At 70.1% G+C, this 26,677-nt stretch carries 24 protein-coding genes, 1 tRNA gene and 2 pseudogenes; 10 read left to right on the top strand and 17 right to left on the bottom strand.

The window, feature by feature from the left end; genetic code table 11:
• Positions 1-162: 162 nt before the first annotated feature.
• Positions 163-1,203: an ArsA-related P-loop ATPase gene (locus HHX41_RS07280; protein WP_310741814.1), complete on the top strand. Its 1,041-nt coding sequence runs from the start codon at positions 163-165 to the stop codon at positions 1,201-1,203.
• 52 nt (positions 1,204-1,255) lie between these two features.
• Entirely contained in the window at positions 1,256-2,395 is a 1,140-nt protein-coding gene (locus tag HHX41_RS07275) for an ArsA family ATPase (RefSeq protein WP_169980815.1), read from the top strand.
• Positions 2,396-2,442: 47 nt separating this feature from the next.
• Here HHX41_RS07275 and HHX41_RS07270 read toward each other — a convergent pair whose 3' ends face one another.
• On the bottom strand, positions 2,443-2,739 hold the full coding sequence (locus tag HHX41_RS07270; protein WP_030506755.1) for a WhiB family transcriptional regulator: 297 nt from the start codon (positions 2,737-2,739) through the stop codon (positions 2,443-2,445).
• Positions 2,740-2,997: 258 nt separating this feature from the next.
• On the opposite strand from HHX41_RS07270, the gene HHX41_RS07265 reads away from it, so the two are divergent.
• On the top strand, positions 2,998-5,247 hold the full coding sequence (locus tag HHX41_RS07265; RefSeq protein ID WP_310741813.1) for a transglycosylase domain-containing protein: 2,250 nt from the start codon (positions 2,998-3,000) through the stop codon (positions 5,245-5,247).
• Positions 5,248-5,334: 87 nt separating this feature from the next.
• Here HHX41_RS07265 and HHX41_RS07260 read toward each other — a convergent pair whose 3' ends face one another.
• Entirely contained in the window at positions 5,335-5,790 is a 456-nt protein-coding gene (locus HHX41_RS07260; protein ID WP_182905285.1) for a GatB/YqeY domain-containing protein, read from the bottom strand.
• A gap of 80 nt (positions 5,791-5,870) precedes the next feature.
• On the opposite strand from HHX41_RS07260, the gene HHX41_RS07255 reads away from it, so the two are divergent.
• The gene (locus tag HHX41_RS07255; RefSeq protein WP_182905284.1) at positions 5,871-6,803 is read left to right on the top strand and encodes a metallophosphoesterase; all 933 of its coding nucleotides are present in this window, start codon (positions 5,871-5,873) and stop codon (positions 6,801-6,803) included.
• Positions 6,804-6,838: 35 nt separating this feature from the next.
• Positions 6,839-6,915 (top strand) — tRNA-Pro (locus HHX41_RS07250).
• Positions 6,916-6,948: 33 nt separating this feature from the next.
• Here the strand turns inward: HHX41_RS07250 and HHX41_RS07245 are convergent.
• The 6 genes and pseudogenes from HHX41_RS07245 to HHX41_RS07220 form a co-directional block, all read right to left on the bottom strand.
• The gene (locus tag HHX41_RS07245) at positions 6,949-7,752 is read right to left on the bottom strand and encodes an integrase core domain-containing protein (protein WP_310741827.1); all 804 of its coding nucleotides are present in this window, start codon (positions 7,750-7,752) and stop codon (positions 6,949-6,951) included.
• Between the two features lie 53 nt (positions 7,753-7,805).
• Positions 7,806-8,024, bottom strand: a complete 219-nt coding sequence (locus tag HHX41_RS40265; RefSeq protein ID WP_182905380.1) for a site-specific DNA-methyltransferase — start codon at positions 8,022-8,024, stop codon at positions 7,806-7,808.
• Entirely contained in the window at positions 8,021-8,371 is a 351-nt protein-coding gene (locus HHX41_RS42245) for an XF1762 family protein (RefSeq protein WP_396794173.1), read from the bottom strand. The genes HHX41_RS40265 and HHX41_RS42245 overlap by 4 nt, the downstream gene beginning before the upstream one ends.
• 10 nt (positions 8,372-8,381) lie before the next feature.
• Positions 8,382-9,198: pseudogene (locus tag HHX41_RS07230) on the bottom strand (transposase).
• Position 9,199: 1 nt separating this feature from the next.
• A complete protein-coding gene (locus HHX41_RS07225) occupies positions 9,200-10,462 on the bottom strand; it encodes a hypothetical protein (RefSeq protein WP_220503774.1) in 1,263 nt (420 codons plus the stop codon).
• Positions 10,463-10,707: 245 nt separating this feature from the next.
• Positions 10,708-11,919 (bottom strand): MFS transporter, encoded by a 1,212-nt coding sequence (locus tag HHX41_RS07220; RefSeq protein WP_182905281.1) that lies wholly within the window; start codon positions 11,917-11,919, stop codon positions 10,708-10,710.
• 67 nt (positions 11,920-11,986) lie between these two features.
• Between HHX41_RS07220 and HHX41_RS07215 the strand changes: the two genes are divergently transcribed.
• Positions 11,987-13,252, top strand: coding sequence for a HAMP domain-containing sensor histidine kinase (locus HHX41_RS07215; RefSeq protein ID WP_182905280.1), 1,266 nt, complete (start codon positions 11,987-11,989; stop codon positions 13,250-13,252).
• On the opposite strand, the gene HHX41_RS07210 is transcribed toward HHX41_RS07215, so the two are convergent.
• From HHX41_RS07210 to HHX41_RS07200, 3 genes are read right to left on the bottom strand one after another with little or no spacing between them, the layout of a single operon-like run.
• Entirely contained in the window at positions 13,197-13,895 is a 699-nt protein-coding gene (locus tag HHX41_RS07210) for a response regulator transcription factor (RefSeq protein WP_182905279.1), read from the bottom strand. The genes HHX41_RS07215 and HHX41_RS07210 overlap by 56 nt on opposite strands.
• A 30-nt stretch (positions 13,896-13,925) precedes the next feature.
• Positions 13,926-14,861: a M56 family metallopeptidase gene (locus HHX41_RS07205; protein ID WP_182905278.1), complete on the bottom strand. Its 936-nt coding sequence runs from the start codon at positions 14,859-14,861 to the stop codon at positions 13,926-13,928.
• Between the two features lie 9 nt (positions 14,862-14,870).
• Entirely contained in the window at positions 14,871-15,260 is a 390-nt protein-coding gene (locus tag HHX41_RS07200; protein WP_182905277.1) for a BlaI/MecI/CopY family transcriptional regulator, read from the bottom strand.
• Positions 15,261-15,390: 130 nt separating this feature from the next.
• Here HHX41_RS07200 and HHX41_RS07195 point away from each other — a divergent pair, with 130 nt between their 5' ends.
• The 4 genes from HHX41_RS07195 to HHX41_RS07180 all read left to right on the top strand — a co-directional run bounded on the left by HHX41_RS07195 (position 15,391) and on the right by HHX41_RS07180 (position 19,725).
• The gene (locus HHX41_RS07195; RefSeq protein WP_182905276.1) at positions 15,391-16,047 is read left to right on the top strand and encodes a DedA family protein; all 657 of its coding nucleotides are present in this window, start codon (positions 15,391-15,393) and stop codon (positions 16,045-16,047) included.
• Positions 16,048-16,171: 124 nt separating this feature from the next.
• Positions 16,172-17,008, top strand: coding sequence for an undecaprenyl-diphosphate phosphatase (locus tag HHX41_RS07190; protein ID WP_182905275.1), 837 nt, complete (start codon positions 16,172-16,174; stop codon positions 17,006-17,008).
• Entirely contained in the window at positions 17,005-18,459 is a 1,455-nt protein-coding gene (locus HHX41_RS07185) for a hypothetical protein (protein WP_182905274.1), read from the top strand. Before HHX41_RS07190 ends, HHX41_RS07185 begins: the two co-directional genes overlap by 4 nt.
• 564 nt (positions 18,460-19,023) lie before the next feature.
• Positions 19,024-19,725: a transposase family protein gene (locus tag HHX41_RS07180; protein ID WP_310741812.1), complete on the top strand. Its 702-nt coding sequence runs from the start codon at positions 19,024-19,026 to the stop codon at positions 19,723-19,725.
• Here the strand turns inward: HHX41_RS07180 and HHX41_RS39625 are convergent.
• The 6 genes and pseudogenes from HHX41_RS39625 to HHX41_RS07150 all read right to left on the bottom strand — a co-directional run.
• Positions 19,697-20,213 (bottom strand): annotated as a pseudogene (locus HHX41_RS39625) (IS5 family transposase); the annotation flags it as partial. The gene HHX41_RS07180 and the pseudogene HHX41_RS39625 overlap by 29 nt on opposite strands.
• 268 nt (positions 20,214-20,481) lie before the next feature.
• Positions 20,482-21,963, bottom strand: coding sequence for an RICIN domain-containing protein (locus HHX41_RS07170; protein WP_220503771.1), 1,482 nt, complete (start codon positions 21,961-21,963; stop codon positions 20,482-20,484).
• A gap of 666 nt (positions 21,964-22,629) precedes the next feature.
• Entirely contained in the window at positions 22,630-23,286 is a 657-nt protein-coding gene (locus HHX41_RS07165; RefSeq protein WP_182905272.1) for a response regulator transcription factor, read from the bottom strand.
• Positions 23,283-24,431 carry a histidine kinase gene (locus tag HHX41_RS07160; RefSeq protein ID WP_310741811.1) on the bottom strand — a complete coding sequence of 383 codons (1,149 nt, stop codon included), beginning with the start codon at positions 24,429-24,431 and terminating at the stop codon, positions 23,283-23,285. Before HHX41_RS07160 ends, HHX41_RS07165 begins: the two co-directional genes overlap by 4 nt.
• A gap of 176 nt (positions 24,432-24,607) precedes the next feature.
• Positions 24,608-25,627 (bottom strand): ABC transporter permease subunit, encoded by a 1,020-nt coding sequence (locus tag HHX41_RS07155; protein WP_182905270.1) that lies wholly within the window; start codon positions 25,625-25,627, stop codon positions 24,608-24,610.
• Complete coding sequence (locus tag HHX41_RS07150) at positions 25,615-26,454, bottom strand: ABC transporter ATP-binding protein (RefSeq protein ID WP_259400664.1); 840 nt, start codon at positions 26,452-26,454, stop codon at positions 25,615-25,617. The genes HHX41_RS07155 and HHX41_RS07150 overlap by 13 nt, the downstream gene beginning before the upstream one ends.
• Positions 26,455-26,677 lie beyond the last annotated feature (223 nt).

Genomic DNA, 26,677 nt, shown 5'->3' with positions numbered 1-26,677 from the left:
CGCCCGGGGCGCCCAGGAACGCGGTTCGGGCGGGAGCCCGTTGGCAAACCCTTACCCGAACGGTCGCGACGGGGGACGACCGCCGCGTATCGGCAGGTAACCCTTGGGTAGCCTTCCTCACGTGGGCGAGTGGAGCAGGCACGCCGACGCGGAGGAGGCACGGTGAGTCAGCCGACCGGCGGTCGCGCCGGAAGCAACGGGGAGGCCCGTGACACCGACTGGGACGGCGTGCGCCTGCACGTGGTGAGCGGCAAGGGCGGCACCGGGAAGACCACGGTGGCCGCCGCGCTCGCGCTTGCCCTGGCGGCGGGCGGGCGCAAGGTGCTGCTCGTCGAGGTCGAGGGACGGCAGGGCATCGCGCAGGCGTTCGACCTGCCGCCGCTGCCGTACGAGGAGCGCAAGGTCGCCGTGGCGCCCGGCGGCGGCGACGTGTACGCGCTGGCCATCGACCCCGAAGAGGCGATGCTCGAATACCTCGAGATGTTCTACGGCATCAAGCGCGTGGGCAAGGCGCTGACCCGCATGGGCGTGGTCGACTTCGCCACGACCATCGCTCCCGGCCTGCGGGACGTCCTGGTCACTGGCAAGACCAGCGAGGCCGTACGGCGCCGCGACAAGCTGGGCCGGAGGGTGTATGACGCGGTCGTCATGGACGCGCCCCCGACCGGCCGGATCTCCCGCTTCCTCAACGTGACGCAGGAGGTCGCCGGGCTGGCCCGGGTCGGACCCATCAAGAACCACGCCGATCTGGTGCGGGGCGTCCTCGCCTCCCCGGAGACGGCCGTCCACTTCGTGACGCTCCTGGAGGAGATGCCCGTCCAGGAGACGCTGGACGGCATCGAGGAGCTGCGCACGACCGGGCTTCCTGTCGGCGGCGTGTTCGTCAACATGGTGCGCCCCGCCGGGCTGCCCGAGGGCGTGCTTGCGGCGGCCTGCAGGGGCGGGTTCGACTCCGCCGAGCTCGCGCTCGGCCTCAAGGCGGCCGGGCTGACGGACGCCAGGGCCGACGCCTCCGCGGTCGCCGAGGCGCTCGCCCGGGAGGTGTGCGAGCACGCTCTGCGGACCGAGCTGGAGAAGCGGGAGCGCGGCGCGCTGGAGGAGGCCGACGTGCCGCGGTACGACCTGCCGCTGCTGCCCGACGGCGCCGACCTGGCCGGGCTCTACGAGCTGGCCGACGCGCTGCGGGCCCAGTGTGTCACGTGAACTGTGCGCGGCGTGACCTGCTGATCGAGTGCATCGAGTGAGAGGCTGAGCTGTGACGAGGACGGCGCCCGCGCTGGACATCGACGCGATCTTGGATGATCCGGACACCCGGATCATCGTGTGCTGCGGCTCGGGCGGTGTCGGCAAGACCACGACGGCCGCGGCCCTCGGGCTGCGCGCCGCCGAGCGGGGCCGCTCGGTGGTCGTCCTGACCGTGGACCCCGCCAGGCGGCTCGCCCAGGCGATGGGCCTGACCGAGCTCGACAACACCCCACGGCGGGTCCACGGCGTCGACGGCGCCGGGGAGGCCGGCGGCGAGCTGCACGCGATGATGCTCGACATGAAGCGGACCTTCGACGAGATCATCGAGGCCCACGCCGACCCCGAGCGGGCCCGGCAGATCCTGACGAACCCCTTCTACCAGTCGTTGTCGTCCAGCTTCTCCGGCACGCAGGAGTACATGGCCATGGAGAAGCTGGGCCAGCTGCGCCGCTCGGACGAGTGGGACCTGATCGTGGTGGACACCCCGCCGTCGCGGTCGGCGCTCGACTTCCTCGACGCCCCCGAGCGCCTCGGCCGGTTCCTCGACGGCAGGTTGATCCGCATCCTCACGGCACCGGCCAAGGTCGGCGGGCGCAGCGCGTTCAAGCTGCTCAACGCCGGCTTCGGGATGGTCGCCGGCATCCTGACCAAGGTGATCGGGGCCCAGGTGCTGCGGGACATCCAGATGTTCGTCACCGCGCTCGACGCGGTGTTCGGCGGCTTCCGGCAGCGCGCCGAACAGACGTACCGGCTGCTCCAGGCACCCGGCACCGCGTTCGTCGTCGTCGCCGCGCCGGAGCGCGACGCGATGCGCGAGGCGTCCTACTTCGTGGAGCGGCTGGCCGACGAGCGCATGCCGCTGGCCGGGCTCGTCGTCAACCGCGTGCACCGTCCGCTGGCGCCGTCGCTGTCGGCGGCGCGCAGCTCCGCCGCCGCCGAGGATCTCGACGCCAGGGGCGAGCACGAGCTGACCGCCGCCGTGCTGCGGCTGCACGCCGGAAGGATGCAGCTCGCCGCCCGGGAGCAGCGCCAGCAGGAGCACTTCACCTCGGCCCATCCGACGGTGCCCATCGCACAGGTGCCCGCGATGCCCGAGGACGTGCACGATCTGGCGGGACTGCGCCAGATCGGGCAACTCCTCGCGTCCTGAAGACGTGTCGTCCGGCGTCCCGCTCCACAGCGGGACGCCGCGCCGGCTCAGCCGGCGATCAGCTCGTTCGTCCGCTCGTACTCTTCCTTGGCGGACTCCAGCAGGTCTCGCCAGGACTCCACGTCCGGCCTGCGCCTGAGCAGCGCGCGCCGTTCCCTCTCCGTCATACCGCCCCACACCCCGAACTCGATGCGGTTGTCCAGCGCATCGGCGAGGCATTCGGTACGGACGGGGCATCCACGACAGATGAGCTTGGCCCGGTTCTGGGCGGCGCCTTGCACGAAGAGTGCGTCAGGATCCGCACCTCGGCAGGCGGCACGGGAGGTCCAATCCGTGATCCACATGTTCGACCCCACTCCCCTTAGGTGGTCAGTCGTCGTTTCGGCCGACGGGCGCGGGCGTCGGGCCTCCTGGTTGCAGTAGCCGCAGAGGAGAAAGTACGCAAGGAAACGATCGAACCGACATACCCCGGGGGGACCAAATTCGTGCATGGTCAAGTCAGGCCATGTGGCCGGGAATGACTAGTCCCCCCCTCGCGGGGGTAATGCCGTTCCGTGAGGTCGATGCCGGGAGAGCCGCCAAACGGACGTACCCTTGGTTCCGTGCAAGCTCACGGCAAAACTCTGGCATCCCGGACAGGTGCGGCCCTGCGTCTTGTCGGCGCCTCGGGCGTCGCGGGAGTGCTGGCGGCGGCGATTGCACTACCCGCCGTCGGCGGGGCCGGCGTCACGGTCAAATCGAGCATCGAGACCCTGAGCCTCAAGCCGGCGGACCTCGACGAACCGCCGCTGCCCGAGAAGACGGTCCTGCTCGACGCGGACGGCAAGCAGATCGCCCAGTTCTACTTCGAGAACCGGGAATCGGTCTCGATGGACCGCATCGCGCCGATCATGCGTCAGGCGATCGTGGCGATCGAGGACTTCCGCTTCTACGAGCACGGCCCGCTCGACGTCGAGGGCACCACCCGCGCGCTGGTCAAGAACCTCACGACCGGCGGGGTGACCCAGGGCGGCTCGTCCATCACCCAGCAGTACGTGAAGCAGGTCCTGTTCAACAAGGCGGAGACCGACGAGGAGAAGGCCGCCGCCGTCGCGCCGACCGTCGGGCGCAAGCTCAACGAGATCCGCTACGCGATGTCGATGGAGCAGAAGTACAGCAAGGACGAGATCCTCAACCGGTATCTCAACATCGCCTACTTCGGCGCCAGCGCGTACGGCATCGAGGCGGCGTCCAAGCGGTTCTTCGGCAAGCACGCCTCGGAGCTGAACCTGGCCGAGTCCGCGACGCTGGCGGGAGCCGTCCAGGACCCGAACGCCACCGACCCCAACCGGGGCAAGACGTTCCGGGACCGGCTGCTGGCCCGGCGCAACGTCGTGCTCGACCGCATGGCCCAGCTGGACATCATCACCGACGCCGAGCGCGACGCGGCCAAGAAGAAGAAGCTGGGGTGGAAGGACAAGGAGATCCCCGGCGGCTGCGAGGAGAGCGACTACCCGTACTTCTGCCTGTACGTGCGCAACGAGATCCTCAACGACACGCAGTTCGGCAAGACCAAGAAGGCCCGTCAGGACTTCCTGGCCCGCGGCGGCCTGACGATCCGCACCACGCTGAACCGGAAGATGCAGAAGGCCGCCGAGACGGCGATCAAGAAGTACGTCCACCCGTCCGACAAGCCGGTCGCCTCCGAGGCTCTGGTCGAACCGGGCACGGGTGCCATCAGAGCGATGGCCGCCAGCCGGAAGTTCGGCACCAGCAAGAAGAAGAACGAGATGTCGATCAACGTCGTGGCCGACGCGCAGCACGGCGGCGGCGCGGGCTTCCAGGCAGGATCGACCTTCAAGGTGTTCACGCTGATCACCGCCCTGAAGGAGGGATGGAAGATCAACGACGGCATCGGCACCGGCGCGACCTTCCAGGCCAGCGGTCCCTCGGCCTTCAAGGACTGCGACGGCAACCTGGTCGGTGACCCCCGGGGCGTCCAGCACAACTCCGAGGGCGGCAGCGGCGGGTTCCTGACCCTGCAGACCGGCACCTTGAAGTCGGTGAACACCTTCTTCATGGCCCTGGAGCAGAGAGTGGGGCTCTGCGACGTCGTGAAGACCGCCAAGGACCTCGGCATCAAGCGGGCCGACGGCGCGAAACTGCGCGAGTTCCAGACGTTCACGCTCGGCTTCAACGAGATGGATCCGGTGACCGTGGCCAGCGCGTACGCGGCCATCGGGGCACGCGGGAAGTACTGCAAGCCCATGGCGATCACGGAGATCACCGACCGCTACAACAAGGTGACCTCGTTCAAGCCGTCCTGCAAGCAGGCCATCGAGGCCGAGATCGCGGACGCCGCCACCTACATCATGTCGGGCGTGTTCACCAAGGGCACCATGTCGGGCGTCGGCGGCATCGGCCGGGACGCCGCCGGCAAGACCGGTACCGGCGACCAGTCCCGCACCGTCTGGTTCGCCGGGTTCACTCCCGACCTCGCGGGCGCGGTCAGCCTCGGCGACCCGCGCGGCCCGATGCGGTACCCGCTCCCTGGACAGGTGATGGCAGGCCGGACGTACGGCTCGGTCTTCGGCGCCACCGTCCCCGGTCCGATCTGGAAGGCCACCTTCCTGGCGGCGCTCAAGGGCGTCGATCCCACGTCGTTCGTGAAGCCGGACATGTCGAGGTTCGGCGGCTGCGCCCACCAGTGCGCGCCCCCGCCGAAGCCGAAGTCCGACCGGGGCGACGGCGACGGCCGTGGTGACGGTGGCGGTGGTCCCGGTGGCGGGCGCGGTGGCGACGGTCCCGGTGGCGGGCGCGGCGGCGGCCACGGTCCGGGTGGTGGCGGCTCGCCGTTCGACCCCTTCGGCTGATTCCCTCCGAAGGGCCGCTCCCTCACCGGGGAGCGGCCCTTCGGCGTCTCAGCGCCCGGACCCGCTACTGTCTCAGCGTCCGGACGGCTACGCGGACAGACGGGCGCGTACGGCCTGGGCGACGCGGCCGCCCTCGGCGCGGCCCGCGACCTTCGGGTTCAGGATCTTCATGACCTGACCCATGGCCTTGGGGCCCTGCGCGCCGCTCTCGGCGACCGCCTCGTCGACGAGCGCGTTCAGCTCGTCGTCGCTCAACTGGGCGGGGAGGTACTCATCGAGGACCGCCTGCTCGTCCAGCTCCGCCTGGGCCTGCTCGGTCCGCCCGGCGCCCGCGAACGCCTCGGAGGCCTCCCGGCGCTTCTTGGCCTCGCGGGTCAGCACCTTGATCACCTCGTCGTCGGAGAGCTCGCGTGCCTCCTTGCCCGCGACCTCCTCGACGTTGACGGCGGCCAGGGCCATCCGGATCGTCCGGACCCGTACCTCGTCACGGGCCTTCATCGAGGCCGCGAGGTCGGCCTTCAGCTTGTCCTTCAACGCACTCATGCGTCCATCTTGCCGTGCCCGGGCCCCGGTCTTCGCCAGGTTATGCGGGAGGCGGGCCGTACGTCGGGCATCATGGCTGTGTGAGGAAAGCAGCCGCGGTTCCCCTGTCCGTCCTCGGCCTCGGCGTCGCCGGTGTCGGTTACGCCGCCGTACTCGAGCGGAACTGGTTCCGGCTGCGCCGCTTCGACGTCCCCGTCCTGGCGCCGGGCCAGCGGCCGGTCCGTATCCTGCAGATCTCCGACCTGCATCTCACGCCCCGCCGCCACCGGCTGATCAAGTGGGTGCGGTCGCTGGCCGCGCTCAACCCCGACCTCGTCGTGAACACCGGCGACACGCTGGCGCACCCCGACGCCGTCGAGTCGTACATGTACGCCGTGGAGCCGTTGCTCGAGCGGCCGGGCCTGTTCGTCTACGGCTCCAACGACCTCTACGCCCCCCGGCCGAAGAACCCCGCCCGCTACCTGTGGCGCACCTCCAAGGGGGACTCACGGCAGCACGTGCCGAACCTGCCGTGGGAGGAGCTGGGCGCCGCGATGCGGGAGGCCGGCTGGCTGGACATGAACAACGCGACGGCCCGCCTCAAGGTGGCCGACCTCGACGTCCACGTGGGCGGCATCCACGACTCCCACATCGACCGGGACCGGTACGACGAGATCGCCGGCCAGGCACCCGCCGACGCCGACCTGCGCCTCGGCGTCATGCACTCGCCCGAACCACGCAACATGTCGCGGTTCGCCGAGGACGGGTACCAACTGCTGCTGGCCGGGCACACCCACGGCGGGCAGCTGTGCATCCCCTTCTACGGCGCCCTGGTGACCAACTGCGGCATCGACCGCGCCCGGGTCAAGGGGCTGAGCAGGCACGAGAGCGCCTGGCTGCACGTCTCCGCCGGCCTCGGCACCTCGCCCTACGCGCCCGCGCGCTTCGCCTGCCCGCCCGAGGCGACCCTGCTGACGCTCGTTCCTCGCCGCCCCGTCACGCCGGATGGCACAAGCAGCCGCAAAGTCCGCTAGACTTGCCGAGGCGCAGGACGAAAAGTCCAAGCGACCGGGGTGTAGCGCAGCTTGGCAGCGCGCTTCGTTCGGGACGAAGAGGCCGTGGGTTCAAATCCCGCCACCCCGACCATGTGATGTCGCAAGACATCGGAAACCCTCGAACCTACGGGTTCGGGGGTTTCTTTGTGTACTGGGGTTGGTAGTCGCGGGTGGGATCGATGATCAGCTCGCGGAGGAGCTCTCCGGTGGTGGCGTTGACCACGCGGACGTGGAGATCGTCGACGAGCAGGATGACGTGGGTTCGGGCGTGGGTTCGTCCGATGCCGATGTGGTGGAGCCGGCCGCCGATCCGCAGGGTGACGACGCCGGTGTGGTCGACGCGGTCGTGTCGGACCCGGGTGTGGGTGTCGCCGTCGCGGCTGCCGGCCAGTTGGGCCTTGGGCCGGGTGTTGTAGGCCGCGGCGGGCGTGGCGCGGTGGGGCAACGATCGGTGGGGGCGGTGGTGGTTGTAGACGTCGACGAAGCAGTCGATGAGGGTCTGTAGGTCGGTGACGGTTGCGGGCTGGTCGGGCTGGGCGCGCAGCCACTTCTTCATCGTCTGCTGGAACCGTTCGACTTTTCCGCAGGTGGTGGGGTGGTTGGGGGTGGAGTTCTTCTGGGTGACGTGCAGGCGGCGCAGTTCGTGTTCGAAGGCGTTGCGGCCGCTGCGGCGGCCGGCCAGGCGGGTGGTGAACACCATGCCGTTGTCGGTGAGGGTGGAGGCGGGCACGCCGTGGGCGGCCACCGCGTGGCGGAAGGTGTCGCGCACGATCGGGCCGGTTACACGGGGGTGGGCGGTCACCGACAGGGCGTAGCGGGAGTGGTCGTCCAGCCAGGTGAGGATCTCGGTGTCGGTGCCGTCGGCGAGGCGGTAGTGGGTGAAGTCGGCTTGCCAGGTCTCGTTCGGCTGCTCGGCTTGGAAGCGGATGTAGGACGATCGTGGTCGCTTGTTCGGCTCGGGGGTGACCAGCCCGGCGCGGGTCAGGTAGCGGCTGATCGTCGCCCGGGCTCCACGTACGCCTCCGGCGTGGGCTCCTGCCCGTACTGGCCCTCGCAGTAGTGCCGAAGGCCCCAGTACGGCGGGCTGGTGACGATGCAGTCCACCGAGCCCTCGTCCATCTCGGCCAGCACCTCGCGCGCGTCCCCGTGGTAGAGCGCCGCGTGCTCGTCGTGCCAGTACGGCTCGCGCAGCTCGCTCATCGGCGGCCCCCGGCGTCCCGGATCGCCCACAGGACGCGGGCGACGTCACCGGCTCGACTGCGGGTGTGCCAGCCGATGGGCCTGGGGACGACGCGGAATCCGGCGTCCCACAGGTCGGTGCCGGGGTCGTCGATGCGGGTGTAGGCGATCAGACACCGGTAACCCATCTCGCGAACCAGGGGCCAGACGGCACCGAGCAGCACTCCACTGGCGTCGGATGTGCCGTCGGTGGCCAGGGCGAGGACCTCGGCGGTGTCGCCGCCGTCGAAGGCCCAGACGGTGGGCCAGCCGATGAGCGCGACACCAACGAGCGTGCCGTCACCGGTCTGGACACCTAGGGCGCGTATTTGGTTGTGATCAAGGGGTGGCGCGGGCGAGGTCTTTGATCCAGATCATCGCGGCGCGGAGGTGGAGGCCGGCGAGGTAACTCGCAGGGGTCTTGTCGTAGCGGGTGGCGATGCCTCGCCAGGCCTTCAGCTTGTCGATCAGGCGCTCGACGGTGTTCCTCTCCTTGTACAGGTCGGCGTCGTGGCTGACAGGCCGGCCGCCCTTGCTGCCCTTCTTCTTCCGGTTCGCGGCCTGGTCCCTCTTTTCTGGGATGACCGCCTTGATACGCCGTTTCCTGCCAACGGGCGGCACTTGCGGTCGGCGGCAAGGTGGACCTTGCTGGTCTGCCCGCCCCTGGAGCGTCCGAGCAGGGCAGCTTTCAAACGGAGCTTGCGCCGGTACCGGACGCGTCGCCGTTCTTCTGCCCCGGCGTCGTTTGCGGCGTTGTGCTCCTGATGTCCTTCCGACTCGCCCCCTTGTGCTCTTCGACGGCCTTCTCCAGGACGGCGACAAGGTCTCCGCCCAGGTGCATCCCGGCGGCGTCGTGATGAGCCCGGGCGGTGGTGGAGTCCACGCTGACCAGGGACAAGTCCACCTCCCCGCGGGTGGCGGCTTCCGCGATCGCCCCTTCCAGCAAGGCTTCGAAGACGCCGGCGTCTCTCCACTGCCGGAAGCGGTTGTGGACGGTCGGCCAAGCGCCGAACTCCCCGGGCATCTCCCACCACTGCCCGCCCGTCTTGAACCGCCAGATCACGCCCTCGAACTGCTGCCGCAGCCGCTCGGAGTAGGGGCCTTACCTGCCGATCGGCAGGCCGGTTGAGTGCGGTGGCGTGTTGCCGGGGCGCACTTCAGCTCTGCTGTTGGTTCAAGGTCTTCTCAAGGGTTTGCAGCGCCGCGACACACCGTGCCTGGGCCGGGTTGCCTGCGCGTAGTGCGGTCAGTGCCCCGTCGATCGCGTCGTCCAAGGCGTGCCAATCCTGCGGGGAGCGGGGCTTGAGGCCTGCCTCCGCGGCGTCCCAGGCCACCTCGAGGTCTTTGATCCGCGCCTTCGCGCCGGCGAGGTCGCCCGTGGCGGTCAGCGCGTTGACATCGTCGATGATGACCGCGAAGGAGGACAGATCCCCGAGCTTCGCCGACACCACATGTCGTGCTTTCGTGGCCCCCGCCGCCGTCGAGTCCCCTGCCGCCGCGCCAGCGGAGTCAGCCGATCCGGTCGCCGCCTCCCTTGAGCCGGAAGTCTGGCCGGCGGCCCCGGCCGACAGCCAACTGCCGATCCCGACGACGGCGGCAATGCCGGCGGCAGCCCACACCAGGTCCGACGGCCGGCCCAGGCTCGCCCGGCCCGACTTACCCTCGGTATCCGCGGAGTGCGCGCCCGCGCGGCGGGCCGTGGTCGTGGCCACCTGCTCGCGCACGACAAGCACGACGATAATGGCGAAGAACAACACGCTGGTCCGGGTGGCGCCGAGACCCAAACCACCGAGCGGATGGTCCTGGGTGAGCAGATCACCGACGGCGGCGCCCAGCGGGCGAGTGAGGATATAGGCGGCCCAGAACGCGGCCACCTGCCAGGCCTCGATCCGCCACAGCACCAGCGTGACGAGGAAGGCGCCGCCGAAGATCAGTGCACCGTTGCGGAACCCGAGACTCAACGCCTCGGTGGACAGGTCACCGGCCGCGGTGCCCAACGCGAAGGTGGTCAGAATGGCGCCCCAGTAGAACGCCTCCCGCCGAGGCGTGTTGATCGCCGTGATCGACAGGGTCATCTCCTGCCGGTACCAGACGGTGAAAACCACGGCGAGGAGCACCGCGAACAACGCCGTGCTGACATAAAGGCTGACCCCGAGGGTGTCGGTGAGGAAGTCGGTGATCTGCGTACCCGAGATGCTCACCAGCACCACGGACAGCCAATAGATCCACGGGGTGTGGCGGCGGGTAGAGGCCTGCAGCACCAGGGCCGCTGCCAGGACGACGAACACCAGACCGTCGGTCACTACCGGGCCCAGCCCGACATTGACCGACAGGTAGTCCGCGAACGTCTCCCCGACCGTCGTCGAAAGGATCTTAATCACCCAGAAGGTCGCGGTGACCAGGGGCACCTTGTTCGCCATTTGTCGCAGCCGAGGGGGAGCAGATGTGGCTACCATGCGCACACTCCAGACAGGAAAAGGGACGCCGTCATCGGCGAGGTTCGTTGGCACCGCACCCAGCAGGACTCGCCCACTCGCGCGAGTAGTAGTAAGTGAGTGGAAGCCGCCTCGTGCTTCTCCCGGTGAGCATGAGGCAACGGTAGGAGGGCGATGATTAACGCCCGCTTAGCGCGAGATGAGCCGCGTTCTTATCCTCAAGGGTGCCGTCAGGCCGGCGTCAGCAGTCGTCGGCGGTTGAGGAGGGCCACTCCCAGGGCGCACCCGCATCCCAGCGCCACGAAGGCCGTCCACGGCAGCCACCGGTGCGGGGATTCCCACATCAGACCGGTGAGCAGGTTGCCCACGGCGGTCGCGACGCCGGACAAGGTCGAATAGAGGCCGTAGTGCGTGGCGACGAGACGCCCACGCGACAGCCGTACGATGACGTCCATCTCGAACGGGCAGATCAGCATCGTCCCCACGGCCAGCAGCGCCGCGCCGGCGAGCATCGGCAACATCGCGAGATGTTCGGCCACCTCCTCGGTGAGTACGGAGGGCACGACGGGCTGCGGAAACGCGACCAGAGGCACGAACGCCAGCGCCATCACCACGAGACCGGCCGCCAGACAGTGTGGCGGTGACCACCGCTTGGCCGCCCACGCGCCCACCCGCCCCTGCAACGCGATCGCCAGCACCGCCGACAGCGCGAACAGCTCACCCATCCCGAAGTCCTGCTCGGGCCCGAGCGTGCGGCCCATGACCAGCGGCACCGTGACGTAGATCTGGAACGGCAGCAGGTACGACCCGGCCATGGCGAGGGAGAAGACGATGAAGTAGCGATTCCGCAGGACCCTCCGCCATCCGGCGCGGTCCTCCCCGGGGGCCGTGGCGGCGACGGCGGGAAGCGTGACTGCCTGGCCCATGGCGAGGACGGCGAACACCGCGGCGGCGACGAGCGCGACCAGGCGGAAGTCCAGCGCGGCCAGCACCAGCCCGGCCAGCGGGCCGAGCAGCAGCCCGGCCTGCCCGGCCACGTTGAAACGGCCGAACAGGATGGTCCTGCGGTCACCGGCGACCGTCGCCAGCATGGTGCGGATGCCCGGGTCGAACAGCGCGCCCGCGAAACCGGTCGCCGCCGAGGCCAGCACCAGCGCCGGCACCCTGTCGGCGAACGCGAGTAGTCCGAACCCGACCGACCTCAGCCCGCACCCGGCCACGACGGCGGCCCGGCACCCGAACCGGTCGGCCAGCTGCCCGCCGACCAGCGCCAGCCCGCGCTGGCTCGCGTTGCGGATCCCGAGGATCAGTCCGACCGCCGACGCGGTCAGGCCGAGGCCGTGCGTGAGATGCCCCGCGAGGTAAGGCATTAGCAGGGTGAAGCCGAACTTGATGGCGAACTGGCTGGTCAGCAGGAGCCGGACGAGATTGCTGTCACTCATAGCGACGAGCAGGTTACCTACCGCTCGGTTAGCGTCCCGCTTACCTTCAAGGGGCCACTATGGCCGGATGAGGTCGTTGCGCAGCCGTCTGCTCACCACGATCACGGGGGTGGCCGTGCTGGCCGTCTCCCTGTTCGCGGTGCCGCTGGCCGTGGCCGTCGCCCGGCTCTACCACGACGGAGCGATCGAGTCACTGGAAATGGAGGCGACGTGGGTGGCCTCCACCTTCTCCAACGCCGCCCCGATCTCGCTCCCCACCGATCTTCCCCGCGACCTGACCGTCGGCGTCTACACCACAGACGGACGGCGGCTCCTCGGCTCGGGCCCTGCCCGGTCGCCGCTCATAGAGGGTGCCGAGGGTGGCTACCTCACCGCCACCGCGCCCATTCCGTCCGACGAGACGCCGGGGGTCGTCAGGATCGCCACCTCGTACGACACGGTGGCCGGCAAGACGCACATCGCGTGGCTCATCATGGCCGGGCTGGCGATACTCGTGATCGGGTTGGCCGTCGCGTTCGCACGGCGTCAGTCGGCGAGGCTCGCCGCGCCGCTGGAAGACCTGACCCGCTCCGCGCAGGCCCTCGGCGACGGTGACTTCACGATCCGGGCGCCGCGATCCAATGTGCGGGAGGCCGACCAGGCCGGGCTCGCGCTGGAAGCCACCGCCCGCCGGCTCGGGGACGTGCTCGATCGTGAGCGCGCCTTCAGCGCCAACGTCTCCCACCAGCTCCGCACTCAGCTCACCGGGATGATGCTCGGGCTGGAGGCGGCCCTGGCCCGGCCGGACGCCGCCCTCGCCGACGCCGTCCACACCGCGCTCGGGCGAGGTGAGCGGCTGCAGACCGTGATCGACGACCTCGTACGGCTCACTCGTGACAACCGGACCGGGTTGGCGCCGCTCGACGTACCCGCCGTGATCGATGAAGTCAGGGAGTGCTGGCAGGGCCCGCTCGCCGCTCAGGAGCGCCGTCTGACGGTCAGCGTGCCGGATGACCTGCCGCCCGTCGCCGCCTCCACCGCAGCGGTGCGGCAGATCCTGCGTGTGCTGCTCGACAACGCCTTGGTCCACGGTGAGGGTGAGGTCACCGTCGAGGCGGCGGACCTTGCCAACGGCATCGCGATCGAGGTCGCCGACCGCGGGCCGGGAGTTCCCGAGGGTGTGGACGTGTTCGCTCGGCGCGCGGCCGACGGGCACGGCATCGGCCTGGCGCTGGCCCGCTCGCTGGCCGAGGCCGAGGCGGGCCGGCTGGTGCTGCGCAGGACCGTTCCGCCGGTCTTCAGTCTTCTGCTGTCTCCGGCAGCTCGTAACGGTAGCCCCGGCCCCGTACCGTAACGATCCGCTGCGGATCCTCGCCGTGGTCGATGAGTTTGCGGCGGAGCGCGAACACGTGCACGTCGAGCGTCTTGGTCGGCCCGAACCAGTTGACGTCCCACACCTCGTCCATCAACTCCTCGCGGGAGACGACCTCACCGGCGCGGGACGCCAGCGCCGCCAGCAGGTCGAACTCCTTGGGCCGCAGCGCCACCTCGTCGCCCGCGACGTACGCCCTGCGAGCCGGCAGGTCGAGACTGAGCCGCCCCACCGTCAAGGTCCGATCCTCGTCCCGAGGCGTCGCCTGGCGACGCAAGTGGGCACGTAGCCTGGCCAGCAGCTCGGTCAGCCGGAACGGCTTGGTCAGATAGTCGTCCGCCCCCGCGTCGAGTGCCACGACCACCTCGAACTCCTCGGTGCGCGCCGTCAGCACCACGATCACCGCCTGCGGCAGAACCGCCCGCAACCGGCGGCACACGGTGACACCGTCATCGTCCGGCAGTCCCAGGTCCAGCAGCACCAGATCGGGCATGACCGCCCTGCCCGAATCGAGCGCCTTCGCCCCCGTGGCCGCGAGGTCGGTCCGGTAACCCGCGACGGTCAGCGCCGCCTCCAGCTCCGGCCCGATCACCGGATCGTCCTCCACCACAAGCACCCGCGCCATGCACTCAGCCTCTCACCGACTCGGCCGCCGTCACACGCCGATGAGCTCCAGCAACAGGTGTAGGTCGCGGGTGGCGTCGGCGATGGAGCAGGCGACGACGGCGAGCACCGCACCCGCGGCGACGGCGATCTCGGGACGGTGCCGCAGGGGCGGTGCGAGCAGGGCGGCGACCCGGCGGGGCACCGGCCCGGCGCCCCGCGGCAGGCCGCGATGGCCGAGGATGCCCAGGGCGTGGCCCGGAAGACGACCACCAGGGGTATGAGGGGCGGCCAGGGCGGCTTTGCCGACGGTGCGGGCGACCCGGACGCGGTCACCGGTCGCGGCGGCGGCGCGTTCGTCGGCCCACCGTTCGACGGTGTAGGTCACGGCGGCGGCGAGGGGGCGCAGGAGGGGGTTGGCGGCGGCGCCCAGCCCGGCGAGGGCGACGAAGAGATAGTGATGGGCCGCCAGGTGGGCCCGTTCGTGGGCGAGCAGGATGTCGTGTTCGCCGTCGTCCAGCAGGTGCAGCATGCCGGTGGACACCACGACGCGTCCGGGCAGCCCCGGCAGAGCGTACGCGTCGGGAGTATCGTCCTCGATCACGACCAGGCCGTCGTGGGCGGGCATGCAGGCGGCCTGCTGGGCCGCGGCGGCCAGGGAGCGGGCCCGGGTCCACAGCATGCGGCCGACGGCGAGTACGGCACCGCCGAGCAGGAGGCCCGCGATCATGGCGACCCACAGGTGGGTCGGGTCGTCCCGCTGGACAGCGTGGACCGACCAATGCCCGAGGTCGGCCAGCAGGGGGACGCGGATCAGTCCGGTGATGGCAAGCAGGCCCAGCGACAAGGTGCTCGCCGCGCCCAGCACCAGTGCCGAGACGGTGAGCAGCCAGGTGGCCAGCCGGGGCTCGCACCGTTCTGACATGACGCGCGCGCCGAGGGGAGCGAGCAGCGACAGCAGCAGCGGAAGGTAGACCGCGATGCGCATCCGGATCCTCTACTGGTCCTGGTGCGGGTCGGACCCGAGCAGCCGACGCAGGAGGTCGGCGTCGGAGGGGGACAACCCGTCGGCGAAGCGGGCGAGCACGGCCTGCCGGTCGGGCCGTTCCTCAAGGACGCTGCGCATACGGCGGGCGGCGAACCCATCCTCGTCGGTGACGGGGGCATAAGCGTAGGCCCGGCCGCGCGAATGCCGGACGAGCAACTGCTTGGCGTACAACCGGGTGAGGATGGTCACCACGGTGCTGTAGGTCGGCTCGCCGCCGAGACGCTCGGCGACCTCTCCAGGGGTCAGCGCCGTGTCCGCTCGCAGCAGTACATCGAGGATCTCGGCCTCACGTTCGCCGTTGGCGCGCTTGGGGCCTCGCCCTTGTGGAGTGGCGCTCATGGGTTGTCGTTTCCCCTGTCCGTCTTCTACAGTCGTGTAGAACTTCTACGGCGGTGTAAAAGATGCCGTGTTCCGAGTGTGCCACGCACCTGTCCCGGAGGACAGGTGCAGGCCGGGAAAGGATCGCCGGGTGTCAACCGGGTTCAATCCGCTGGACGCCACCTCGCTGCTGACGGCATTCGGCGCCGCGGGCGTGTTCGTGGTGCTGTTCGCCGAGACCGGCCTGCTGATCGGGTTCTTCCTGCCCGGAGACTCGCTGCTGTTCACCGCGGGTCTGCTGTGCGCCACCACGGTCGGCGGCGTCCGCCTTTCCCTGCCCGCGGTGCTGATCGCCGCAGCCTTGGGGGCGCTGCTCGGCGCGCAGACCGGCTACGTGATCGGCCGCCGGGTGGGCCCGGCTCTGCTGGGCCGTACCCGGAACCAGCATCTGCTGCGCGGCGCGGCACGGGCCGAGGTCCTGCTCGGCCGCTACGGGCACGGGAAGGCGGTTTTCCTCGCCCGGTTCATCCCCCTGGTGCGAACCGTGCTCAACCCGCTCGCCGGGGTGGTCGCCGTCCCGGCGCGCACCTTCACCCTCTGGCAGGTGCTCGGCGGGCTGGTGTGGACGGCCGGCCTCGTACTCGCCGGATACGCCTTAGGGGCCAGTGTCCCCAACGTCGACCGCTACCTGTTGCCCCTGATCGGCGTGATCGTCGCCGTCTCGCTGCTGCCACCGGCTCTGGAGGCGCTGCGGGCCCGCCGCCGTACCCGCCGTTCGGCGGAGCCGGTCCGTGAGGACGTCCCATGACGTGCGTCGTCGAACTCTCCCCGGCCAGGCGATGGGGATCTCCGCTCGCGACACGACGGCGCTCACCGGGTGAGTTCGATCGGTCCCGCCTTATCCCTGCCCCTGAGAAAGAGTCGGACCGCCGATGAGTGACATCAGTGTCGTGCAGGCCGTGGTGCTCGGTGTCGTCGAGGGGGTGACCGAGTTCCTGCCGGTCTCCTCCACCGGCCACCTGAAGATCACCGAGGGCCTCATGGGAATCCCTGTGGACGACGCCTCGGTGGTCGCCTTCACCGCCGTGATCCAGGTCGGCGCGATCGCCGCCGCGCTGGTCTACTTCTTTTCCGACATCGTCCGCATCGTCTCCGCCTGGTTCCGCGGACTGGTGCGGCGCGAGGAGCGGCACAACCGCGACTACGCCTTCGCTTGGTGGGTGATCTTCGCCACGATCCCGATCGTGGTCGTGGGGCTCGCCGCAAAGCCGCTCATCGAGGGCCCGCTCGCCTCGCTGTGGGTGGTGGCCGGCTCGCTGCTGGCCGGCAGCGCGGTGATGTGGCTCGCTGACCGGATGGGCCGCCACAAGCGCGGCGAGGCCGACGTCGGCCTCAAGGACGCCATGCTGGTGGGCTCCTCGCAGATTCTCGCCCTGCTGTTCCCCGGCTTCTCCCGCTCCGGAGCGACGATGTCCACCGCACTCCTCCTGGACCTGGACCGGGTCGCGGCCACCCGGCTGTCGTTCCTCCTCGGCATCCCCGCTTTGACGGGGGCCGGTCTGTACGAGCTCAAGGATGCCGTCGGCGCCGGAGTCGGCGTCGCACCGCTCATGGTGGGCACCGCCGTGTCCTTCGTCGTCGCCTACGCCTCCATCGCCTGGCTGCTGCGGTACGTCGCCCGGCACTCCTTCAACGCCTTCGTGGTCTACCGGATCGCCGTCGGGGCGCTGCTCTTCGCAATGCTGGGCGCCGGAGTGATCACCGCATGACCCCCCGGGCCGCCGAACCGCCGCGTGAGGGACGGGGCCGGCCGCGCGCGCGGTTCCCCTGGCTGGCCCTGGTGGCCGCCGGCTTCGCGGTGGCCCAGCTGGCTCTCGCCGCTCCTCACCTCGGCCTCGGCTGGGACGAGACGGTGTACCTGTCCCAGGTCGATCCCCGCAATCCGGCCGCCTACTTCAGCGCGCCCCGCTCGCGAGGCATCAGCTTCCTGGTGGCTCCGATCATCGCGGTCACCGGCTCCACCGCCACGATCCGGATCGTGCTGGCGCTGCTGTCGGCCGCCGCGCTCTACGCGACGTACCACGTCTGGCGGCCGCTGCTCGGACCGGGCCGGACCGCCCTCGCCGCGCTGCTGTTCGCGGGCCTGTGGGTCACCGTGCTGTACGGACCACAGGCCATGCCCAACCTGTGGGTGGCGCTGTCGGCGGTGGCGGCGACCGGCTGGTTCCTGCGGGCCAGGCCCGGTGCGTCATGGGCGGTGCTTGTGGGCCTCGGCGCCACCGTCGCGGCAGCCACTTTCTTCCGCTTCTCCGACGGCGCCTGGCTCGCGGCGCCGCTGCTGGCCGCCTGCGCCATGGTGCCCGCATGGCGGCGCCCGGCCCCCGCCCTCGCCGTCGCGGGTGGGCTCGCCGCCGGCAGCGCCCAGTGGATCGCCGAAGCGTACATGCGGTGGGGCGGCGTCGGCGCCCGCCTGCACGCCTCCAGCGCCACCGAAGGCGGCATGGGCCTGCGCTGGGCCGGTGGCGACGCCTGGCGCAGCCTCAACGGACCCCTGCTGTGCCGCCCCTGCACCCTCCCACTGACCCACCCGGCGCTCACGCTGTGGTGGCTGGCCCTTCCCGTGCTCGCGCTGACAGCATGCGCGGTGGCCCTGCGCACCGGGCGGCCTGCGGAAACCGTGCTGCCCGTCGCCTGCGCCGCCGCGCTGAGCGTCCCCTACCTCGTCCTCATCGACTACTCCGCGCCGCGCTTCTTCCTGCCCGTTTACGCCCTGCTTGCCCTGCCCGTCGCCACGCTGGCGGCGGGCATGGTGCGAGCCGTCCGCCCAGTCCCCGCGCGTGCCGCCGTCGCGGGCGTTCTTGCCGTGCTGCTCGTCGCGCACCTGACAGTCCAGTACGAGGTCCTCCAGGAGACGGCCGCCGGTGCGCGGGCCACCGCCGACCGCTACCGGGCGGTCGCCGACGCCCTGCGGGGTCTCGGCCTGCGTCCGCCCTGCCTGGTCACCGGCAGCCACTCCCAGCCGATCGGCTACTACGCCGGCTGCGCCTCCGCAGACGTCAGCGGCAACAACCACAACACCACCGAAGCCGCCCTGCTGCGCCGTGCCGCCACCGAACCCACCGCCGCCCTCGCCAAAACAAGGTCCGGACCTCCCGATTACGCCCACGCGTGGAGGGCCCACCGGCTCCGGGGCACCGGCTACACCGCCTACCTGCCTTAACCTCCTACGGCGTCCAGCCGGATGCGGCGCGACGCGAGATGAATCAGCACCGAGCCGAAGACCAGCAGGAGGGCGAGCGCGGTGCAGCCATGCGCGAGGATAGCGACGGCACCGACCGCAGCGGGCCGCCCGCGTCACCGAGTTCGGCGGCACCCATGGTCCTGTCGAGCCGTTCGGCGGGAGTGGCGGGGGACAGTGCGGCAAAGCCGAGTGGAGTGATCAGATCTGTTCCGCTGCAGCAGGGCGGGCTGGTGACGATGCAGTTCACTGAACACTCGTTCATCTCGGCCAGCACCTCGCGCGTAGCCGGGCTGGGTCCAGGCGATGAATGCCCGCGCGGTCTGGATCGGCACCGGCGAAATCATCAGCCGGTGATTCTCCAGACGCTGTTCAGGCCCTCGCGCTCGTTGGCGATTGTCTTCTTGTCATTCCTGCCTTCGACTATGTAGTCGGGACACGTTTCTCCGGATGCGTGCATCGTTGTCAACGACGCTCGAATTCTGGCTCTGGCACTGATTCTGCGATCTTCCGGTGCTCGGCTTCCGGTGTTGCTGATCATGCTGGGTGACGTTCTCTGAGTTGCTCTCGGTCCTCTTTCCCCATCTGTCCGGCCTGCAGATTGACGGGGTGTGCCGGTCGGGCAGGTCGGTACGGATCCGGGCCAGGAGCCGCGCTTCGCAGGCGGCGTGCTCGCGGTGCGGAATGGTCTCCCAGCGCGTGCACAGCAGCTACGAGCGGCGGCGGGTGTGCCACACCGCGGTCGGCGGCCAGGAGACGGTGCTCCACCTGCGGGTACGGCGGTTTCGGTGCGACAACGACGACTGCGTCGCGAAGACGTTCGCCGAGCAGGCGCCCGGGCTGACCATCCGCTACGGCCGCTACAGCGTCCCGCTCCGCACGCTGCTGCAGACGATCGCCCTGGCCCTGGGCCGCCGGGCGGGTTCCCGGCTCACCTGCCGCCTGGCCGCCGCAGTGAACCGGATGACACTGATCCGGCTGATCCGATCCCTGCCCGACCCCGAACCCACCGAAGGACCCCAGGTGCTGGGCGTGGACGACTTCGCCCTGCGCCGCGGCCACACCTACTGCACGATCCTGATCGACATCACCACCAGCCGCCCGGTCGACGTGCTGCCCGAACGCTCAGCCGACGCGCTTGCCGCCTGGCTGCGCGATCGTCCCGGCGTGACAATCGTCTGCCGGGACCGGGCCGGCTGCTACGCCGACGGCGCCGCCCGGCCTCCAGCAGCGGCACGAGTTGGGTGACGTCGTTGCGGTTGACGCCGGTCAGGGTGAAGGCGAGCGGGATGCCGGTGGCGTCGGTGATCAGGTGGCGCTTGCTGCCCGGGCGGCCTCGGTCGACCGGGCTCGGGCCGGTCTGCGCCCCCCTTTTAGCGCTCTGACGTGGGAGGAGTCCACGACAGCGCGGGAGAAGTCGACTGCATCGGCGGCGCGCAGGCGATCGAGTAGGACCTCGTGCAGGCGCTGCCAGACCCGGCCTTCTGCCACTCGGCGAGGCGTCGCCAGCAGGTCATGCCCGATCCGTAGCCCAGTTCCTGCGGCAGGTGCTCCCAGGCGATCCCGGTGTGCAGGGCGAACAAGATGCCCTGCAGCACCTGGCGATCATCCAGCCGCTTACGACCCGGATAGCGGCTCCGACGCTGGTGCTTGGGCAGCAGCAATGGCTCGATAACCGTCCATAACTCGTCGGAGGGCCGCCTAGCATCCGACTGTCTCGCCGGTCTGGGTTCGATGGCGGTTGCAACACACAGAGGCCGGATCTTTAGGCCGCCTTCCGGCCCGCGGCCCCGATCGCGTGGACTGCCTCGGCCGCGCGGTGGTGAGAATCGCACGTCCGATTTGGGACGGCGGCCCGGGGAGAAGGACCGGCGGCAGGACCGACACCGCACCTCGGGCCGACCACTCAACGCCGGAATCCGGATCCCCGGCACCGAGCACACAGCACGAGATCGGCACCGGGGAGGGATGTACCGCGGATCTGCGGTTACGTCGAGACGACCGTTAGACGGCCGTGCGCGACCACTGCTGGTTGGCGCCGGTGTTGCACGGATACTGCTTGATGATCACGCCATCCGCGGTCGATGCGGACGGTACGTCCACGCATTTGCCGCTGTGTCGTGCCCGGAGCTGAAAGTAGCTACCGTTGGCGACCATCTGGAACTGCTGATTGGTGCCGGTGCCACAGGTGTACTGGATGAGTTCGGCACCGTCGGCGGTTGAGGCGCTCGTCACGTCGAGGCACTTTCCGCTGTGGCGGCTGATGATGCGCCAGTAGCCGCTGCCGGCGTCCTGGAAGCGCCACTGTTGCCACACGTTGCCGCCGTAGGTGTACTGGTCGATGCGCGCGCTGTTGTTGGTGCTCGCTTGTTGGACGTCCATGGCCTTGCCGCTGTGGCGCGCGTTGATCCGGTAGAACGTTTCCGGCTCTGGCGTGGGGGTGGGCGTGGGGGTGGGGGTGGAGTCGCGGACGGTGTCGCCCCAGCCGTAGCGGACCCGGTCGGCGCCGGATTGGTTGCGGACGGCCAAGGTGAGGTTGGTGCCGCTGCCGCCGAGGGCCCACATCGAGTAGTGGTCGTAGCCGAGGCCTGCGGTTATCTTGCCGCCGAGGGCCGGCCAGTAGGTGCCGCCCATCTGGTTGTCACGCATCACCTGGGCCATGGCGCGGAGGTAGCGCACGAAGTTGTCGGTGCTGTTCGGGTCGGCGTAGTTGAGGCCGGTGGACATCGGCGCGCCGAATTCCGTCGCGATCGCGCGGGAGGCGCAGTTGCCCAGAAGCGTCTGGATGTGGCTTCGGAAGGCGTCGTAGGTCATCGCGCTGTAGAAGAAGGCGTAGTAGTGGAAGGACAGCAGCGTCGAGTTGAAGCGGCTGTCGTTGCAGATGTCCCGGAGGTCCTGGCTGAAGCCGGTGCCGCCGATGAGTACCCGGCCGGGTGCCGCCGAGGTGTGAGTGCTGAGCCAGTTCGCTGCTACATTGCGCCACTCCGCCGACGAGTAGCCGTGCGGCTCGTTCATCGGCTCGAAGTAGACGTTGCCGTTCGAGCCGTACGTGCTGATCACACTGGACCACATCGCGTTCCACGCGGCGAGGTTCGTGATCCTGCCGCCGGAGGCGGCACCGTCCTCCCAATAGGCCAGGATGACCTTGAATCCACGGTCGATGGCGGCGTCGATGGCGCCGCGGTAGGAGTTCCACCAGGTCGTGTTGGCCACAGTGTGGGTGTTGATAGGCAACCGGACCGTGTTGACCCCCATGATGTATTCCATGTGGTCGTAGAGCGAGTTGGCCTTGGCCCGTACTGTCGCGTTGCTGTCGGACTGGCTCAGGCCCTGCACGACGAGCGTGCCGGTGCTGAAGTTGTCACCCAGCACGGCCCAGTTCATGCCTCGGAATTGGCTGGTGGCGGCATTGGCCGACGGCGCGGGTACGAGGGCTGCCACCGCGGTGAGCGCGGTCAGCACAAGGGCGATCAGCAACTGGCGCAACGACCGGATGCTCCGCGATGGTCTTGATGAGTAATCATCAGACGCCATGCTCAGTGCCATGAAATGTCCCATCACTAGATGTAAATTGCTGGGTCAAACTTGCACTTGTGCATATTGTTAGCGCTAACAAATAAATGCCGATCACTCACGGAGGCCTCACGCTAGAGAGGAGGCGGGATTGCGTCAACAGAAAGGGGGGACGGCTTGCTCGAACCGCTGGTCCGGGACGGGCAGCGCTGTAAATTTCAGGCAGACTTCCTGGTCGCGCCAACGCCCCGATGGTGCCGATTGCAACTCCACCGCGCCTCGGCCACGCGTTCCGCTCTCCGATCGCGGCCCGGTCGGTGCAGGGTACGAACAGGATCGCCTGCCGCCCGGGGCCGGTGGCCTACCAGGCCGACGGCGCGTTCAGCCGCGTCGCCACCGCCACACCGTTCGAGGCTCCCGATTTCGAACTGTGACCCGAGGGGCATGGCCACGGCGGGCCAGTGACGATGGCTCTGTTACAACCGACGGCGAGGACGCCCAACTGTTCCGTCCCGGCGCGGCTCCGCCGCTGCGCGGCATGCTGCTTACTCTCGGTCCAGCCGAAAACACGATCTACACCCGCGGCAGCATCCAGTTCTACGCTCGCTGCTTCCCGCATGTGTACTGGCCGGTGCCGCGTCATCCGGTGTCGACGAGCCCGTTCTCCCATGCCCAGGTGACGATTCCGACCCGGTTGCGGGCTCCGAGTTTGGTCTGGATGGCCGACAGGTGGCTCTTGACGGTGCTCAGCGAGATGAGCAGCTCTGCGGCGATCTCCTGGTTGGTCCGGCCGCGCGCGAGGGCCCGGACGACCTGGAGTTCGCGGTCCGACAGCGGCGGGGGCTGCGCGGCGCGCGACGGTGACGAGGCGGCCGTCAGGTGCCGCAGCAGCCGGACGGTGACCGACGGCGAGACCAGTGCTTCGCCGTTGTGGGCGGCGCGGACCGCCTCGACGAGCAGGGCCGGCCCGGCGTCTTTGAGGACGAACCCCGCCGCACCGCTTCGCAGGGCCCCGTACACGTACTCGTCGAGGTCGAAGGTGGTGACCACGACGACCCGCATCGGGTCGGGCACCTGCGGGCCGGCCAGCGCGCGGGTCACCTCGATGCCGTCGAGCAGCGGCATCCTGATGTCCACCAGGCACACGTCGGGGCGCAGCCGCCGGGCCATGGCGACCGCCTCGGCCCCATCGGGCGCCTCCCCGACGACCGTGATGTCGGGCTGGTCCTCCAGAATCAGCCGCAGCCCTCGGCGGATCATCGACTGGTCGTCGGCGAGCAGGACTGAGATCGTCATCGTGGCTTCCTGGTGGGGGCGGGCAGGGTCGCCCGCACCGACCAGCCGGCACCGGGCCGTGGTCCGGCGCGCAGCGAGCCGCCGAGCGTCTCGACGCGTTCGCGCATGCCGATCAGACCGTAGCCGCCGCGATGACCGGGCCTGGCCGGGGCCGCCGGGGCGTCGTCGGTGACCTCGACGGTGACGTCCTGCGGGTTCTGCTCGACGGTGACCGTGACGGAGCGGGCCCTGGGCGCGTGCCGCAGCACGTTGGTCAGCGCCTCCTGGACGATGCGGTAGACGGTGCTGGTCACCTCCGGCGGCCACGTGGCATCCCCGTCCGGCAGGCTCAGCCGCACCGCCGGGCCCTTCCTGCCGAAACGCTCGATCAGCGCGCCGAGCCGCTCCGGCCCGGGGGACGCCGGTGCGGCGTCGTCGGCGTCGCGCAGCAGCCCGACGACGCGGCGCATCGCGGCCAGGGCCTCGATGCCGGCGGTCTCCATCTCGCTGAGGTAATCGGTCACCTGCTCGGGGTTCCGTCGCGCGACCACCTGGACGCCCTGCGCCTGGACGACCATGCCGGTGATGTGGTGGGCCACGACGTCGTGCAGTTCCCGGGCCAGCTCCAGCCGTTCGGCCCGGCGCACCCGTTCGGCGGCGGCCGACGCTCGCGCGTCCAACGTCCGCAGCGTCAGCCCGGCCCCGACGCCGGCCAGCCAGACCAAGCCGTCCAGTGCCGTCACCGCCGGGAGACCGGCGGACGGCGGCCCGGCGGCGAGCTGACCGGCGATGATCACGACAGGCCCGGCGGCCGCGATGGCACCGGCCGGTACCGGCGCAAGGGCCCGGAGCGCGGAGCCGGTCAGCACCGCCAACCCCAGGGTCATGGCCGGGCTGGGTTCGGCGGGAAGGTCAGGGCCGGCCACGCGGGTGGCCACGATGGCCGCCACCGCGGCGCCGAGCCCCGCGACCGCCGGCCAGAGCGGCCGGCGCAGCCCCAGCAACGCCGGCACGCACACCACCGCCGCGCAGACGCTGCCCGGCGTCCAGTACCAGGAGCCCCAGCTCTGTGCGATGGCGGCGGCCTGCACCGCGATCGCCGCCAGCAGAACGGCGCCGAGCCCGGCCACGGAGGCTACCCGGCCCCATCCCTCGGCAACGGTCACGCCGGTCAGCCTATCGACGCGCCGTCCGGCCACGCTGTCCTGCAGGACGGCGCCTGGCACGTCGCGGTTGCGTTCCATCTCTTCTGCTAAGGCCGGCCGGGCGGCGCCCGCAAGCGGCATGAGGGACCTCGTTTCGGAATCGGCAGCCGGGACGAGAATCAGAGAGCCTGATCGCGTCAGGCGCGTCTGACGCGCCGCACAGCGATGGCGGTGAGGAGCGCGCCCGCCAGCAGATAGAGCCCGGTTTCGGCCAGTTGGAACGACCAGTACCGGCTGGCGGCCTGGTACTCGATGTCAACGTGCAGGTCGAGTTCGGACAGGCACACCGCGGCGTCACCGAACGTGCCGCCGGCGCCCGTCTTGGACGGGGCGTTGAGGCATTCGTTGAACGTGCTCTCGTCCACCGTTCGCCCGTCGGCGGTGCGCATAGGGCTGGTCTGGCTGATCCACGCGTCGGGGGCGCCGGGAACCCGCAGGCCGCCGATGACCGGGGCGCCGGTGATGCTGCCCAAGTTCTTGGCCTGATTGATGGCCTGCGCGGTCATCGGCAGGGACGCCGTCTCCGGCGCCATGAGATGCGGCCGCACCAGGTTCGGCACGGCGAACTGGACGACGAGGAAGACCACGCCCGTGATGGCCATCGCCGGCAGCGTCCGGCGCACCAGCAGGCCGACGATGGTGCCGAGGGCGAAGGCGAGGAAGGCGTAGCCGATCGGAGCGATGTTGCGGGCACCGAACTCCACCGTGCCGAACCGGTCGGAGGCGACATGGTCGTACGGGGAGGCCGCCCAGGTGAGCAGCAGGGCGATCAGGCCCGTCAGGACCATCGCGGCCACGCCGACGAACGCCATCCTGCCGATGAGCCAGCGGCGGCGGGTCACACTCTGGTTCCACACCAGCCGATGGGTGCCGAGTTCCAGTTCCCGCGCGATCAGCGGCGCACCCCAGAACATCCCGATGATGACGGGGATCAGCCCGAGACCGCCGGCGAGAAACAGCAGCGTGTTCTTGTAGGCGCTTTGGAACTGGCTGCCGGCCTGCGCGCAGCCGGCGGGGCCGGTGCACCGGGACCGGTAGGCGTCGTAGGCGTCCCGGATGTCCATGCCCAGGTACAGCAGGTACACGGCGACCAGGGCGAGCCCCAGGGCGCCGACGAGCGCCTGGAGACGAAACTGCCGCCAGTTCAACCAGAACATCGCGCCTCCTCCCCGGCCACGGCGACGGGCGCGGTCGCCCGCCACATGTAACCGAGCACCAGCTCTTCGAGCGTGACCGGCTCGGCCCGGAACGGGATCTCCGACGGCGGGAGGTCGGTGCGCACCACGGCGCTGCTGGACCGGGCGTGGTGCTCGGTACGAATGACCTCGACCCCGGCGGGCAGCCGGTCGAGCTCGCCGCGGGGCGCGACCAGCCGGTGGTGGGCGGCCAGCAGGTCCCGGACCTCGCCGGCGACCTGGATCCGCGAGTCGCACAGCACGATGAGGTGGTCGCATGCCTGCTCGATATCACTGAGCAGATGCGATGACAGCACCGCGCTGGCGCCGAGTTCGGCGACGAACTCCAGCAGGCTCACCAGGAACCCCTGGCGGGCCAGCGGGTCCAGCGCGGCGGCCGGCTCGTCGAAGATCAACAGCTCGGGGCGCTTGGCGGCGGCGATCGTCAGCGCCAGCTGTGCGCGCTGACCGCCCGACAGCCGTCCCGCCTTCTGGCCCGGGTCGAGCCCGACCTGCGTGATGCGCCGCTCGGCCAGGCCCTGGTCCCACGACGGGTTCAGGCGCGCGCCCAGACGAAGGTGGTCGGCCACGCTGAACGACGGATATACCGGTGTGTTCTGCGCCACGAACCCCACCCGGGCCAGGTGCGCGGCACTCGCCGCCGGACGGGACCCCAGAACGCGCAACGAGCCCGACGTCGGCTCCTGCAGCCCGCAGGCCAGATTCAGCAGCGTCGATTTGCCGGCCCCGTTCGGGCCGACCAGACCGACGACGCGACCGGCCGGAACGTTCAGATCGACCCCGCTCAACGCCTCCCGGCGGCCGTACCTTTTCGTCAATCCCTCGGCTCGCAGCACAGGGACGGATTCCTCTTCCGACATGGATCCATCGTCGAGAGCGGCGCCACCCCGGGTCACCAGCCGAAGGCACGATTCGCACCGTCGGCGATCGTACTTACGGCTGGTTCGATGCCAGACCCTGCGTCGGACCGCCGTCCTGCTGATCGTTCGGAGTCGTCCCGGCAGATGAAGC

Origin of the sequence: Microbispora sp. H13382, from assembly GCF_014161445.1 — a bacterium.
Taxonomy (GTDB): domain Bacteria; phylum Actinomycetota; class Actinomycetes; order Streptosporangiales; family Streptosporangiaceae; genus Microbispora.
Note: the sequence above shows the minus strand (reverse complement) of the source record. Positions and strands in the feature narration are given on the sequence as shown.

Bases quoted from the DNA above. Each gene is read 5' to 3' on its own strand.
- HHX41_RS07270 (WP_030506755.1), bottom strand. From the start codon at position 2,739: ATGTGGATCACGGATTGGACCTCCCGTGCCGCCTGCCGAGGTGCGGAT.
- HHX41_RS07260 (WP_182905285.1), bottom strand. From the start codon at position 5,790: ATGAGTGCGTTGAAGGACAAGCTGAAGGCCGACCTCGCGGCCTCGATG.
- HHX41_RS40265 (WP_182905380.1), bottom strand. From the start codon at position 8,024: ATGAGCGAGCTGCGCGAGCCGTACTGGCACGACGAGCACGCGGCGCTC.
- HHX41_RS07225 (WP_220503774.1), bottom strand. From the start codon at position 10,462: ATGGCGAACAAGGTGCCCCTGGTCACCGCGACCTTCTGGGTGATTAAG.
- HHX41_RS07220 (WP_182905281.1), bottom strand. From the start codon at position 11,919: ATGAGTGACAGCAATCTCGTCCGGCTCCTGCTGACCAGCCAGTTCGCC.
- HHX41_RS07215 (WP_182905280.1), top strand. From the start codon at position 11,987: ATGAGGTCGTTGCGCAGCCGTCTGCTCACCACGATCACGGGGGTGGCC.
- HHX41_RS07210 (WP_182905279.1), bottom strand. From the start codon at position 13,895: ATGGCGCGGGTGCTTGTGGTGGAGGACGATCCGGTGATCGGGCCGGAG.
- HHX41_RS07205 (WP_182905278.1), bottom strand. From the start codon at position 14,861: ATGCGCATCGCGGTCTACCTTCCGCTGCTGCTGTCGCTGCTCGCTCCC.
- HHX41_RS07200 (WP_182905277.1), bottom strand. From the start codon at position 15,260: ATGAGCGCCACTCCACAAGGGCGAGGCCCCAAGCGCGCCAACGGCGAA.
- HHX41_RS07190 (WP_182905275.1), top strand. From the start codon at position 16,172: ATGAGTGACATCAGTGTCGTGCAGGCCGTGGTGCTCGGTGTCGTCGAG.
- HHX41_RS07185 (WP_182905274.1), top strand. From the start codon at position 17,005: ATGACCCCCCGGGCCGCCGAACCGCCGCGTGAGGGACGGGGCCGGCCG.
- HHX41_RS07165 (WP_182905272.1), bottom strand. From the start codon at position 23,286: ATGACGATCTCAGTCCTGCTCGCCGACGACCAGTCGATGATCCGCCGA.
- HHX41_RS07155 (WP_182905270.1), bottom strand. From the start codon at position 25,627: ATGTTCTGGTTGAACTGGCGGCAGTTTCGTCTCCAGGCGCTCGTCGGC.